Genomic DNA, 14,127 nt, shown 5'->3' on the forward strand with positions numbered 1-14,127 from the left:
TAACTAATGATCCGTTTGAAAATAATTAGTGATGATCAAATTAACAAAACTTAAAATCAAGGCTACTAAAAATGCCGCCCCAAAATTTGCAAATTTAAATGAATCCCCAATTAAAAAAGAAGTCATCTCAAGCATCAAAGCATTGATGACAAAGTAAAAAAGACCAAGCGTAACAAAAGTGATTGGTAGCGACAAAATCAGCAAAACAGGCTTGACAAACATATTTAATAAGCCCAGCACAAACGCAGCAATTAGTGAAACCCATATGTTAGCAACATGAAAATACTGCGAAAAAAAACCTGCCGTAGCTATAAATACGAGTGCGTTCACCACCACACGTCGCCAGAATGACATCTAAATTCCTCCTAAATTTTTCTTTTTTAATGAATATCTTTTTCACGTGCATCTTTAATAATGCGTCGTTTATTTTTAGAATGATCTTCCTTTGCTGACGTCTTTTGTTCTCCAAACAACGAAAAAAGGGCCGTGAAAGGATTGCTTTCAACTGCTGGTATCAATGCAATCAGCATGACATAAATACAGATCATCCAAAAAGTCAGATGTGGCACAAGGGCTAATATCAAAAAAATTACGCGCACAATCCAAGGCTGCAGATTAAGATATTCAGCCAGGCCCGCACATACACCAGCAATTAACCGATTTGACGATCTCCTGATTTTTTTAGCATCTTTATTCATTTAAACAAGCCTCCTAAACTTAATCTTGTGTAACGTTACCTATGAAAATTGTACATTTTCATTTGATTTTTAGCAAACTAAGTGCGGCAAACTTAAACAAAACTATAGCTCATTGCGTGCGCTGGGATTAAGCTCGACAATCTCACCAAGTTGCAAGAAAACAATCCATTCGCAGACATTAGTTACATAATCACCAATTCGCTCAAGATAAGTTGCAATTGAAATATAATACGACCCACTGAACACTGCATCAGGTTCTTGTTGCATAACTTTCATGCAAAGAGAGCGAATTTTTTTCAGCTCTTGATCAAGAAAGCGATCTTCCTTTGCAAGCTTGTAAGCAGCCTCAAGATCACGATTGACGTAGGCGTCAAGAACCTGCTCAACCATTGAACATGTATAGTCACCCATCTTGGCAATTTCAACTTCAACTGCCGCAATCCGCTGGCTCCCTTTCATTTTGATGGTTGCATGACAAATACTGACTGCATGATCTCCAATTCGTTCGATATCCGAGCTAGCCTTCAAAATGGTTATTACATCCCGCAAATCAGCAGTCACTGGCTGATAAAGCGCAATGACTTCCAAGGTCATCTTTTCAAGTTCATTCTCACACTCATTAATTGCCTGATCGCGGGCAATTACCTCGCGGGAAAGTTCCTTGTCATGATCGACAAAAGCTTTAACTGAACGAAAGATTGCCTCGTGGGTCATCATCCCCATCTCTGCAAACCGTACATGCATTTTGTTCAATTCATTATTGAAAGTCTTTCTCAATTCCTTCACCCCCAGCCTGCTTGAACTTTGATAGTCTCATCCCCAAATAAAACGCAAAAGCTCTTGATTATTTTGATTCTATACTTTTCTCTGACTTCGTGCAATTCTCAAAAGTATTAAATCAGCTTTTTTTTGATTTTATTTTAAAAGCAGGCTGTATCCAGCTCTTAACAAGCATCGATACAGCCCGCCGCTATTCAGCTTCGTTATTCAATTCTTTTTTTGGCAACACTACTGGAAATGTTACCGTAAACGTTGAGCCAACGCCAACTTGACTCTCAACTGTAATCTTTCCAGACATTGCTTCTACATATTCCCTCACAACTGAAAGCCCCAATCCGGTGCCTCCATTTTGACGAGAACGCGAAGTATCAATCCGATAAAATCTTTCAAAAATCCGATCTTTTTCATCCTTGGGAATCCCATAGCCATTATCAGTCACACTGATAAACCAAAAATCTTTTTTGATTGTTCCTTTAAGCCAAACTTTTCCTTTACGATTATTATATTTAATCGCATTCTGCACCAAGTTATTGACGACGTGACGCAATTTGTTTTGATCTACCTGCACAACACATCCACTTGGGATTTCAATGTAAATTTGAATTTCTTTTTTATTAATTTCCGGTCTGAAAGATTTTAAAAGTTCGATTAAAAACTGCCGCAGATCGATTTCAACCAATTTGAGTTCAGGGCTGGCATCAATTCTTGCAAGTGACAGAATATCCTCCACCAACTCAGTCAATTTCAAACTTTCTTGATGAATAATGTTCAAAAATTCATTCAAAGCCTTGGGATCATTCATTGCTCCTTGCAAAAGCGTTTCGCTGAAACCGGTAATTGCCGTGATCGGTGTTTTGAGCTCATGGCTGACGTTACCAACAAAATCCATTTGCATTCTTTCGATCTCTTTTAATTCTGTAATATCATAAAGGAGCGCCATCACTAAGAAATGATGCTCGCTTACCGGAACGTAAACGACATGCGCATCTACAATCTTAGCGGAAAAATCTAATTTAATTTCTACATGCTGATCCTGTTTATCCTGATAAACCTTCTCAATCAACTGGCTTAATTCATAAGTCCGCAAGACATTAACATAAATTTGTCCCTTAAGATTCATCTCACGCCCGATCAAATCACTCATGGCATGGTTACTAAGGTAGATCTTACGATCTTGATCCAAAACCAAAACACCAATTGTTAAGTATTCGATCAACGAAAAATAACCGCGTTGCTGCGTGACAAAACTTTTAGAAAGATCATTTTTCATGCTTTGGACAGCACTGATTGTGCGTGATAATTCATAGTAAGGATCAGTGGGATCCAGCAAAACATGCTTAGGCTTTCTCCCATCAATAATGTCATCCAATCTAGCATTTAAGAGTTGCAATTCATCTTTACGCTTCTTAAACCGCAGAAATCTTCCGCAAACATCGACCGCCGCTAAGATCATTGCAGTTACCAGCAATAAAAAACATGTCTCAAAACTCCACGCATGGCGTACAGCCACACCGGATTGCTGTATCACTAGTAAAAAAATTGCTGCCAAAAAAAGAAAAATAATCACAACATCGCTACAAAAAGTTTTAATTATTTTGATTTGCTTCACCCTCAAAACGATATCCAAAACCTCTCACAGTTTCTATGTAGTGTGGCTTTTTCGGATCTTTTTCAATCTTCTCACGTAAATGACTGACATGCATATCGACCATTCGAGTCTGTCCTACATAATCAAAACCCCAAACACCGTTTAAAAGTTTATCACGACTTAACACGCGATGCTGCCTTCTAATAAAATAGGTCAACAGTTCAAACTCTTTGGGTGTTAATTTGATTTTTTGACCATCCTTAGTCACGGTATAATTAACCAAATCAACTGAAAAGTCAGGAAACTCAAAGTATTCAGTCCGTTCTTCTGCAATGCGATCGCTCGCTTTTCCATCTTTATCTGTCGCATTTTCTGTCCTACGCGCAATTGCTTTAATCCGTGCAATAACTTCACGTGGAGAAAAAGGTTTCGTCATATAGTCATCGGCCCCCAACTCAAGCCCAATAACCTTGTCATATTCCTCACCTTTTGCCGTTAAAATCATAATAGGCGTTTTAATTTTTTCTTGGCGTAAGTGTTTTGTAACTTCCAGTCCATCCATCTGAGGCAACATCAGATCCAATAATATAAAGTCAAATCCGTTGCTTCTGGCCATTTCAAGTGCTGTTTGGCCATCGACTGCAGTTGCCACTTCATAGCCGGCCTGTTCTAAGTTATATTTCAACAATGTGACTATCGAAATTTCATCATCGACAACTAATATTTTCTTCAAAATGTTCCCTCCAAAATCAGTGAAATAATACTAAACCTATTTCATGAGGTGAGTTAGCAAAGATCGCACTTTCAGCAATCTTTAACTCGCCTGCATAAGTTTTGACTTTGAGACGACAAAAGGTTGGTACAAGTTTCAATGCTGCATAGAACTCAGCTTCATTCACAACGGTTTTGCCATTACATTCAAGAATCACATCGCCGGGTTCCAGTTGCATTTTGGCTGCCGGAGTATTGGGGCGAACTGCAATCACGCGAATGCCATTATAAGTCTCCACGTACCATTTTCCTTGCTTCTTCATCTTGGCATATCTTCTAATAAAGCGCAAGACGACCATCAAAACCAATAAAAGAAAAACTACACCAACCGCTTGTGAAACTACTGCTGTTATTAAGGCACCTAACAGACAAAATCCCAGCAGCTGTGCCGCATTTTTGCGGGCTTGCGCAACACCTACAGTGACTGCGGTTCGCCAAATACACAAGCTACCCGAAACTAGTAAAGGTAGTACAAAGAAACTATAATGCTGCCCTTGAAATGTTACTAAAGGCCAAAACGGAATTAGATTTTGAGAAAAATTGCCTGGAATCAAAACTACTAAAGGAACAACGGTTAATTCCCGCCAATTATATGAAGCCAGTTTTCGACCCCGTTTGCCTTGCTTAATTTTAGGAGTCAAAAATTCGGGAGAAAAACGTCCTAATAGCAACCATCTAAATAAGAAGAAAAGCGCGCATAGCAATAGGAATGCTGTGCCATTAAAATTCTGCGGCACAAGCTTCTCAAGCTGAAGCATGTTGGTATGTGGAAACCACGTCTGTAGGAAGTGGACACCGATCGGCAGCAGACATGCACTCAGTAAAAAGAATAAACCGGCATCACAAAAAACACTGAAAATTATTCCTAAGATAGCCGCGATACTATACATAAAAATCCATTTTATAGGAAAAACCACACCCAGTCCGAGGCACAGCATTGAACCCAGTAATGAAAAAATGAACCCATTTTTCAAATAATGCCGTCCTTCATAAAAATCTCGGTTAATAGCAACGTGATAATGCTCACGCTCATGCTTGATCCGCAAAAAATGCGCACAACTTGTTGCTAAAAAGCCAAACCAAAAGACTGGTTGCAATCCCCATAACAAAATGAATTTTATCATCAACATAATTACAGCTCCTAAGCTTTTTCTCAAACTTAAGTATACCAATTAATCAAATCGAGCACAAAGCCCGCTTAGCTTTAATCACAAAAAAATTCTGTTTCTAAGACATAATTATAGGGCTGCGCCCAAAACCTAAGTTTTGGTCCAGCCCTATAACTAAATTAATAACCCGCACGCGACACTCCAGTTGTCATGGTAATGTCCATTTCTTTTGAAATGAAATTAAATTTTCAAAAAGCGACGCATTGAAAAACCTGCTCCAAGCGCTCCAATAAAAATTCCAATTAAAATTAAGAGAGCGTCAATTTCAAGCAGAAAAGTCCCCGGAGTCAACAAGCGATAACTAGTACTTGCAAGTGCTTGGGAGAGCACCCGATGCGTCCACACGTATCCAAAGTTAACGATTACTAAAGGTATGACCGCGCCAAATAATCCTGTCCACGCTCCTTCAAGAATAAAAGGCCATCTGATAAAACTATTTGTCGCACCCACTAACCGCATAATAGAAATCTCATTTTGGCGCGAAAGAATGGTAATTCGAATCGTATTTGAAATTAGGAACACCGCTACAAACAGCAGCAATAAGCTGATACCTAAGCCCCATTTTTGAATATTATCAACAATTGCAAACATCTTCTTAGCAGAAGTTCCGCCGTATTTTGCATCATAGACAAAACTCATTTTCTTCGCCTGTTGCGCTACCCGTACGGTTTGCTGTGGCTTTTTTGCTTGGACTATGAAAACATCATACAGCGGATTGCCGTCGCCACCAAAAAGCTTGAAGCCTTTGCCGTAGCTCTTTACTACCTTGCTTAATTCATTTTCTTTACTTGAAAACGTTATTTTTTTAACTTCAGCTAGTTTCTCAAGTTTATTTTTCAATTTAGTTTGTTGTGCTTGTGTTGTCCCACGATTAATCAGCACACGTACTTGTACATCATTTTCAACATCAGCCGCAATCTTGTTCACGTTCATTAAAACTGACAACAGCACTCCGACTAGAAGCAAAGTCACGGTGACCGCACTAAAAGCTGCTACGGACATCCACCCATTGCGTTTCAGACTTTTAAAACTTTCAATGAGATGTCGTTTAAAAGTTGCTAGCTTCATCTTGGAAAAATCTCCCTTCGTCCTGATCGCGAATCACGCGTCCACCTTCAATTTCAATCACGCGGTGTCGGTATTCGTTCACTAAGTGGCTGTTGTGAGTAGCCATTACCACCGTTGTACCTTGCTGATTAATCCTTTCAAGGATTTCCATAATGCCTGCAGCTGTTTCGGGATCAAGATTACCCGTTGGTTCGTCTGCAATCAAAATTTTGGGCTCATTTGCAATTGCGCGGGCAATTGCAACACGCTGCTGTTCTCCACCTGAAAGTTCGTTGGGAAATGCTGGCGCCTTGGAAGCCAATTTAACCAATCCCAAAACATGCTCAACTCTCGCCTTAATTGCAGCAGGCTGTTTTTCAATTACCTGTAGTGCATATGCAACATTTTCAAAGATTGTGAGTTTGGGTAACAATTTAAAGTCCTGAAAAACAACCCCTAACTCTCTGCGTAAGAAGGGAACCTTGCTATTTTTGATTTCTTCTAGCTGATAATCATTGACCTTAATCTGCCCAGATGTCGGTTTTTCTTCCCGATACATCATTTTGATAAAAGTCGATTTCCCCGCTCCACTTGGCCCGATCACATACACGAACTCTCCTTGTTGGATCTTAATATTAAAGTCGTTAACAGCAACAACCTGATTTGCATACTTCTTAAAAACATGTTTGAACTCTATCAAAAGGACTTTCCCCCCCATATTCGGCTACGCACCCAGATATTATATCATTAATAAAAAGAGTGATATTACAATCATATTACGTTTAAGTTTCAATTACCTTATTGGGGGTTTTCTTTTTGAAGTTCAAACTGCAAGTAAGCATTTATAAAACCATCAAGGTCACCATCCATCACTGCCTGAGTGTTACCTGTCTCGTAATCTGTTCGATGATCCTTGACCAAAGAATAAGGATGAAAAACATAGGAGCGAATCTGAGAACCCCAACCAATTTCAAGTTGCTTTCCTTGAATCTGCGCTCGTTTTTTCTCTTGTTCTTCTAACTTCAGCTCATAAAGGCGCGAACGCAGCATACTTTCTGCCGTTGCTCTGTTTTGAAATTGCGAACGCTGAGCTTGACTGGAAACCACAATTCCGGTCGGTTCGTGAATCAGACGCACCGCGGAAGAAGTCTTATTGATGTGCTGTCCCCCAGCTCCACTTGCACGGAAAACCTCCATCCGAATCTCTTCAGGCCGTAGTTCGACCTCAACGTCATCTGCAAGTTCCGGCATGACATTTACTGATGCAAATGAGGTGTGTCTTCTGCCAGCAGCATCAAACGGTGAGATCCGTACCAGCCGGTGAACACCCTTTTCGCTTCGCAAATAACCATACGCATTTTCTCCCTTAATTCGCAATGAAACACTCTTAATCCCTGCTTCATCGCCATCTTGGTAGTCAAGCAACTCCACCTCAAAGGCATGCTGCTGAGCCCAGCGATCATACATGCGCAACAGCATGGCTCCCCAATCCTGCGACTCTGTGCCGCCAGCCCCAGGATGAATCTCTAGCAGTGCATTATTTTTATCATATTTGCCATTAAGCAGTAATTCTAACTGATAGCTATTCATCTTTTTCTGAACTATTGCAATTTTATTGTCAAGTTCCGTCAATAATTCTTGGTCACTTGGATCGCTTTGCAAAAGTTCAAAGAGCACTTCAATATCGTCCACTGCATTAGCTAGCAGCTTGAAGTTATCATATTTTGTTTTTAACAGATTATTTTCCGCGATAACTTTTTGAGCACTCTGTTGATCGCTCCAAAAATCAGGAGCAGCCATCTGCTCTTCATTTTCAGAAATTTTTTCATTCAGACTATCTAAGTCAAAGAGACCCCCTAAAGTCAGCGACTTGTTTTTTCATTTTTTCAATAATCTTTTTGTATTCCCCATTATCCATCAGTTATCTATCCTTTCTAGTTGTTTAATTCAAGAGGGAATCTCAGTACGTTTAGTTACCGCATACTAAGATTCCCTCTTCTCTTTTGTTATTTTTGTTTAACGTTTGATATCTTGTCGAATTTCTGCTTTCAAGAAGAGCCGCGTCACATCATATTCAATGTCACCCACCATTTGTTCAAACATTCTAAAACCGTCTGTTTGGTATTCTACTAATGGATTCAACTGACCATAACCACGCAATCCAATTGATTGTCGCAGCTGATCCATCTCATCAATATGATCAGTCCAACGTGAATCAACCACACGCAAAACAACAACTTTTTCAAACTCTAACATTTGAGATGCATCGTAAAGTTGCTTTTCTTTGAGGGCATAATTAGCTTCTGCTCGATCTACTAAATATGCCACAATTGCATCTGGATCTTTGCCTTGGAGGTCAGACAAAGTAATACTATCTTCATTAACCATCGCCGCAACTGCAAAATCAAGGATTGCCTGCAAATTCCAGTCTTTTTGTTCACCTTGAGTGTGCATTTGGACAATATGTGCGACCGTGCGTTTGATCATCTGCATAATTACTGGCTTAAGTGATTCATCTTCCATGATTACTTGTTGTCTTTGTGCATAAATAACTTCACGCTGTTCACGCATAACATCGTCATATTGCAAAACTTGCTTACGAGTATCATAGTTATTTCCTTCAACTCGTTTTTGCGCTGATTCAACTTGACGTGAAATCATTTTGCTTTGAATTACAGCATCTTCATCAGCCACTTTGAACCTTTCAAGAATCGCTTTCACCCGCTCAGAACCAAAACGTAGCATCAGATCATCTTCTAATGAAAGATAAAATTGTGTCAGTCCTGGATCTCCTTGACGGCCAGAGCGTCCACGCAGCTGATTATCAATCCGGCGTGACTCATGCCGCTCAGTTCCGATAACAGCCAAGCCTCCGACTTCACGAACACCAGGTCCAAGCTTGATATCTGTTCCACGCCCAGCCATGTTGGTCGCAATTGTAACTGCACCACGTTGTCCAGCATTCATAATAATTTCGGCTTCTTTTGCATGATTTTTAGCATTCAAAACTGCATGTGGAATCCCAGCTTGATCAAGCAATTGCGCAAGCAGTTCAGAAGTTTCAACTGCAACTGTCCCCACCAAAATTGGTTGTCCCTTTTCATGACGTTCCCGAATATCGTTGATCACTGCCTTAAACTTGCTTTTTAGCGTTGGATACAACAAATCAGGCCGATCTTCGCGAATTACTGGTTTATTGGTCGGAATCGAAATAACTTCCATGTTATAGATCTCGCGGAATTCTTCCTGCTCAGTCTTCGCCGTCCCAGTCATTCCGGCAATTTTTTTGTACATCCGGAAAAAGTTCTGATAAGTGATATTTGCCATTGTTTTGGTTTCTTGTTGAATCTCAACATGCTCTTTTGCTTCAATGGCTTGATGTAAACCATCTGAATAACGACGGCCTTCCATGATTCGACCGGTAAACTGATCAACAATTAAAACCTCACCGTTTGAAACCACATAATCTTTATCGCGCAACATGATGAAGTTAGCCCGTAAAGCATTGTCCAAATGATGTGTCAAGGCCGTATTATCAGGATCATATAAATTTTCTAATCCAAAATATTTTTCAGCCTTTTTAATCCCTTCTTCAGTTAAAGAAACTGTTTTGGATTCAAGGTCAATCTTATAATCTGCTTTTTCAGTCAACGTTTTGGCAAAACGATCTGTTCTCGTATAAAGAGTAGTTGATTGTTCTGCTTGCCCTGAAATAATCAATGGTGTTCGTGCTTCATCAATTAAAATCGAATCAACTTCATCAACAATCACAAAATTCAAAGGACGCTGCACCATATCTTCGCGATAAACTACCATATTGTCGCGCAGATAATCAAAGCCTAATTCACTATTAGTGGAATAAGTAATATCTGAGTTGTAGGCTTCTCTTTTTTCATCTGGGGTTTTACCTGAAATATTGAGACCAACAGTCAGTCCCAGCCAAGTATATAGTTCACCCATTTCTTTAGCATCACGACTTGAAAGGTATTCATTAACTGTTACAACGTGCACACCTTCGCCCGCTAAAGCATTTAGATAAACCGGCATCGTTGCCGTCAAAGTTTTACCTTCACCTGTTTTCATCTCAGCAATATTGCCTTCGTGCAAAACAATTCCACCATAAATCTGGACACGAAACGGATACAACCCCAAAACACGTTTTGCACCTTCACGAACGACCGCAAATGCTTCTGGCAAAAGATCATCCAGCGTTGCTCCGTCTTGATATTTGTTTTTTAATTCTGGTGTCTTAGCTTTCAATTCAGCATCGCTTAGTGCTTCCATATCATCAGCATAAGCTTCAACTTTATCTGCTATTTTTCCTAAACGCTTTAATTCGCGCTTATCACTTTCAACCCATTTTCTTAGGACATTGGCCATGTCAGATTTCCTTTCTCAAAAAAACATTAAATCTCATTCAAATTCATTATAACTTTATCAATTTCAGCAAAACAGTATACCATGTTGTATTTTATCATCTTTTAAAGTATTTTGAAACAACTTCTAACTATTCATAAGTGACACAAAAACAGGCTTAATCCGATCAATGGATAGCCTGTCATAAAAAACATATTTTATCTCTGTCTATTCTTAGTGCTTTGCTACTTCTCACTTGCCTCTATTAAGCCATAGCGTCCGTCTTTTCGCCGATAAACAATATTAGTTGCGCTTGTTTCTGCATCTTCATAAATAAAGAAGTCATGTCCAAGCATATCCATCTGTAAAACAGCTTCTTCACTATCCATTGGCTTCAATGAGAAGTGCTTTGTGCGTACGATATCAAATTTATTTTCATCATTTGCCTTGGTATTTTGTTCATCATTAAACTGAAATTCTTTGAAGCCTTTTTCACGTGATTTACGATTTATCTTAGTTTTATACTTCCTAATCTGTCGTTCCAGTTTATCAGTAACCAAATCGACACTCGCGTACATATCGTGTGAAGTCTCCTCTGCGCGTAGTACTAAATAAGGAAGTGGAATTGTAACTTCGACCTTAGCAGTCTTATCCGAGTAAACCTTCAAGTTTACATGCGCAATTGAATCGGAAGTATTCTCGAAATACTTTTCGAGTTTGTTAAGCTTTTTCTGGACGTAATTCCTAATAGCCTCCGTCACTTCGATGTTTTCCCCGCGGATATTGTAATTTAGCATAACAAACCTCTCCTTTCACAACTAAACACTGCATTTAACATGCAGGATAGACCACTTATGATCTATCAACGTTTATTATATTATAAAAGAAAACGTTACAATTAACAAATAATATTATCTATCTCGCTAATGTAACTGCCCGAATTTGTGCAACTCCCGCCGCTTTTAGCACCGCCCTTGCATGATACAACGTTCGCCCCGTCGTATAAATGTCATCCACTAAGACCACCTTTGCCCCTGATAACCTGCTTTGATCTTGAGAAGTAATTGCAAATGGCTGTGGCGTCTGCAACCGTGCCCTTCGCTTTAACAATGACTGCTGTTTTTTGCTTTTTATCTTGCTGTAAATCACTTTGTGTAAAGTAACGTTTTCAAAAAGTCCCTCAACTTGATTAAAACAGCGTTTAGTAGCTGTTTCTGCTGTAACTGGAATTGGAACAAAAAGCCACCCTTGGCGGTAACGCTGCCGCAAAAAACGTGCCAATTCTCTTTTAAAGAGTATGCGCAGGTAATAGTCGCCTGCAAATTTAAACTGTTCAAAATATTTTTTCATTGCATCATTATAGCGATAGAGGGCTCTGTTATAAAGTAATTCTGATATTCCGGTCTGCAACCACCGTTGACAATCTGTACAGTAGTTAACATATGTTCCTTCCCTCCCGCAACCGGTGCAAATCTTTTCTTTAAGCGGTGTAAATGCACTTTGACAAAGCTGACAAAGCAGCGCATCACTTTCGGACTGCAGTGAAAAAAGCCAAGCAAAGCTAAACGGTTCATATTTTCTTCTTTGGCAAAGCAGACAGCATTTCATTTTTCATCCTCCGTCCTTTTCTATTCACAAAAGCAATTTGCTTACAAGCTGCTTTGATTTCAGTATTTTGCATTGTACAAATAAAATAAACATCTCCTGTTGGACACGCACGGCTTCGTCCTACACGCCCAGCAATTTGGACTAGCACTGACTGCATAAAGATCTCATCACCTGCTCCTAAAACCACTACATTAAGCCGGGGAAACGTGACCCCGCGCTCTAAAATCGTTGTGGTAACGAGAAAATGATACTCACCTAGACGCATTTTAGCGACTTTCGCACTTCTTTGTACATCGCTTGCATGAACCGTGGTTCCTTGAATTTTGGATGGTAAAACCCGGCAAATTGCACGATAAACGGGTGCCAGTAAAGTTATTCGTGGAACAAAAACTAAGAAAGGTTTTTGCTGCTTTATCCAGGTTAAGAGAATTCGTTTGAGACGTGCAGGAACTTCGCCCTTAGCAATTTTTTTCTTCCATGCCATTTCGCAAAAAACTTGCGGTTGTGGTAACAAGTATCCATGATAACGCAATGGGAGATACCCAAAAGCTAATCTTCCTTTGTGAACCTGCCGCAAAAGTTGTTTCGTTGGAGTTGCCGTGAGCAAAAGCAATGTACTGTTCTTTTTTCTGGCTGTTTGCACAGCATATGAAAGCCAAGCATTGTTTCTAAAAGGAAAAGCATCTACTTCGTCAACAATCAGCACATCAAATGCAGCTACAAACCGAATCAATTGGTGGGTAGTACATATCACAAGTTGTGTATACCGATATTTTTGCTGTTGTTGTCCATGAAGCAGTACAAGCGAAATCTGGGAAAAAGCGCTCATTAATCGTGGATAAAGCTCATTGCACACATCTATTCGCGGAGAAGCCAGACAAACGCGTTTTCCCTGGGCAAAAGCACGCGCCAGTGCTGGAAAGAGAATTTCTGTCTTTCCGGCACCCGTGACCGCCCACAGTAAGAAGGTTTCTTGCTGGTCAATAGTTTGCAACAGGCGCTTAGCAGTTTTTTGCTGATAAGGTGAAAGCTGTCCCTTCCATGTTAAAATCTGTTTAGGTGGTTCAAAAAAGTTCGGTTCACTGATAGTGTATAATGTATCTAAGCTAGTAAGCCGTCCGAAGTTCAGACACCGGGGACAATAATACTGCCCATGCGGCAGCAGCGCCGTTTTTTGCCGGTTTTTTGTCCACAACGTCTGCACCTTATTTTTCCAGCACTAACTTCAAGAGCTGGTTGTGCAATAATTTTCAGCTTGTTTGCTTGTATAGGTGTAAAACCATTTCTACCGGTCAACCACCTGCCAAATAATTCATTATATGCATTTGTTTTAGACGCAGTCACGCTGATCCTCCCCCTTTCCATTATTAAAATACGTAAAAAGAAGGAATTTGATTGAAAACATATCTTACCGTTAAGAATCAGCATCAGACTGAATTATTAATTAAAAAATCAACTTTTATCTGCAGTGTGGCGCGCACAGAATCAGAAGAACAAGCTACCCAGTTTATCACACAAGTTAAGGCATCCCACGCAAAAGCCACCCATAATTGCTTTGCTTATCTGCTGGGGATGCAAAATGAAATCCAGCGTTCAAGTGATAATGGCGAACCTTCTGGGACTGCCGGACATCCCATTTTAGAAGTTTTGAAAAAAAACAATTTACGCAATGTGACTGCTGTGGTTACCCGTTACTTTGGGGGAATTAAACTAGGTACTGGCGGCTTGATTCGCGCATATAGCCAAGCTACCAGCCAAGCACTTACCGCAGAAACAATCGTTATCTGTCAACCGCAGCAAATTCTTGAGCTCGAAATTGCTTACCCTCAACTGGGAAAACTGCAACATTTCCTTGAATCAGAAGCGATTTCACTCATTAACACTGAGTATCTTGTGAGTGTCACTCTAACTGTAGCCGTTCCTCAAGAAAATGCCACTCAATTTGAAAAAAAGGTAATTGAGCTCCTTAATAACGCAGTTAAAATTAAAAAAGGGCAGCTCCGCTATCGTGAGCTGCCTTATCACGCATAAGAGGGGCTGTGACAAAATTTAACTTTTGTCACAGTCCCTCTTTTATTCCGGATAAACGTGTTCCATAAGTCAAAATTCT

14 protein-coding genes are annotated in these 14,127 nt (G+C 39.9%); 1 reads left to right on the forward strand and 13 read right to left on the reverse strand.

All coding sequences use genetic code 11. From position 1 onward, the window contains the following. Nucleotides 1-3 precede the first annotated feature (3 nt). The 13 genes from FD50_RS00945 to FD50_RS01005 form a co-directional block, all read right to left on the reverse strand. On the reverse strand, nucleotides 4-354 hold the full coding sequence (locus FD50_RS00945; protein ID WP_056959619.1) for a phage holin family protein: 351 nt from the start codon (nucleotides 352-354) through the stop codon (nucleotides 4-6). A 26-nt stretch (nucleotides 355-380) separates the two neighbouring features. Continuing rightward, on the reverse strand, nucleotides 381-698 hold the full coding sequence (locus tag FD50_RS00950) for a PspC domain-containing protein (protein ID WP_054757831.1): 318 nt from the start codon (nucleotides 696-698) through the stop codon (nucleotides 381-383). A gap of 102 nt (nucleotides 699-800) precedes the next feature. Then, nucleotides 801-1,475: a phosphate signaling complex protein PhoU gene (gene phoU / locus FD50_RS00955; protein ID WP_082610385.1), complete on the reverse strand. Its 675-nt coding sequence runs from the start codon at nucleotides 1,473-1,475 to the stop codon at nucleotides 801-803. Nucleotides 1,476-1,668: 193 nt separating this feature from the next. Next, complete coding sequence (gene pnpS / locus FD50_RS00960) at nucleotides 1,669-3,087, reverse strand: two-component system histidine kinase PnpS (RefSeq protein ID WP_235803429.1); 1,419 nt, start codon at nucleotides 3,085-3,087, stop codon at nucleotides 1,669-1,671. Further along, on the reverse strand, nucleotides 3,065-3,799 hold the full coding sequence (locus FD50_RS00965) for a response regulator transcription factor (protein ID WP_054757833.1): 735 nt from the start codon (nucleotides 3,797-3,799) through the stop codon (nucleotides 3,065-3,067). The genes pnpS and FD50_RS00965 overlap by 23 nt, the downstream gene beginning before the upstream one ends. Before the next feature lie 16 nt (nucleotides 3,800-3,815). Beyond that, nucleotides 3,816-4,967, reverse strand: coding sequence for a PDZ domain-containing protein (locus tag FD50_RS00970; RefSeq protein ID WP_056959621.1), 1,152 nt, complete (start codon nucleotides 4,965-4,967; stop codon nucleotides 3,816-3,818). A gap of 219 nt (nucleotides 4,968-5,186) precedes the next feature. Next, complete coding sequence (gene ftsX / locus FD50_RS00975) at nucleotides 5,187-6,074, reverse strand: permease-like cell division protein FtsX (RefSeq protein ID WP_056959623.1); 888 nt, start codon at nucleotides 6,072-6,074, stop codon at nucleotides 5,187-5,189. Next, the gene (ftsE, locus tag FD50_RS00980) at nucleotides 6,055-6,753 is read right to left on the reverse strand and encodes a cell division ATP-binding protein FtsE (RefSeq protein WP_056959625.1); all 699 of its coding nucleotides are present in this window, start codon (nucleotides 6,751-6,753) and stop codon (nucleotides 6,055-6,057) included. Before ftsE ends, ftsX begins: the two co-directional genes overlap by 20 nt. 98 nt (nucleotides 6,754-6,851) lie before the next feature. After that, nucleotides 6,852-7,971 (reverse strand): peptide chain release factor 2 gene (gene prfB, locus FD50_RS00985; RefSeq protein WP_228887824.1). Its coding sequence is split into 2 segments (ribosomal slippage): nucleotides 6,852-7,898 and nucleotides 7,900-7,971, totalling 1,119 coding nucleotides; the frame shifts between segments, so codons are not numbered across the junction. A 98-nt stretch (nucleotides 7,972-8,069) separates the two neighbouring features. Continuing rightward, on the reverse strand, nucleotides 8,070-10,433 hold the full coding sequence (secA, locus tag FD50_RS00990; protein WP_056959629.1) for a preprotein translocase subunit SecA: 2,364 nt from the start codon (nucleotides 10,431-10,433) through the stop codon (nucleotides 8,070-8,072). 221 nt (nucleotides 10,434-10,654) lie between these two features. Continuing rightward, entirely contained in the window at nucleotides 10,655-11,206 is a 552-nt protein-coding gene (gene hpf, locus FD50_RS00995; protein ID WP_056959631.1) for a ribosome hibernation-promoting factor, HPF/YfiA family, read from the reverse strand. A gap of 118 nt (nucleotides 11,207-11,324) precedes the next feature. Further along, complete coding sequence (locus tag FD50_RS01000) at nucleotides 11,325-12,017, reverse strand: ComF family protein (protein ID WP_056959633.1); 693 nt, start codon at nucleotides 12,015-12,017, stop codon at nucleotides 11,325-11,327. Further along, a complete protein-coding gene (locus FD50_RS01005; protein WP_162256060.1) occupies nucleotides 11,980-13,212 on the reverse strand; it encodes a DEAD/DEAH box helicase family protein in 1,233 nt (410 codons plus the stop codon). The genes FD50_RS01000 and FD50_RS01005 overlap by 38 nt, the downstream gene beginning before the upstream one ends. Nucleotides 13,213-13,412: 200 nt before the next feature. Between FD50_RS01005 and FD50_RS01010 the strand changes: the two genes are divergently transcribed. Further along, nucleotides 13,413-14,048, forward strand: a complete 636-nt coding sequence (locus FD50_RS01010) for a YigZ family protein (protein WP_054757841.1) — start codon at nucleotides 13,413-13,415, stop codon at nucleotides 14,046-14,048. Nucleotides 14,049-14,127 lie beyond the last annotated feature (79 nt).

The organism is Liquorilactobacillus satsumensis DSM 16230 = JCM 12392 (assembly GCF_001435195.1).
Lineage (GTDB): Bacteria > Bacillota > Bacilli > Lactobacillales > Lactobacillaceae > Liquorilactobacillus > Liquorilactobacillus satsumensis.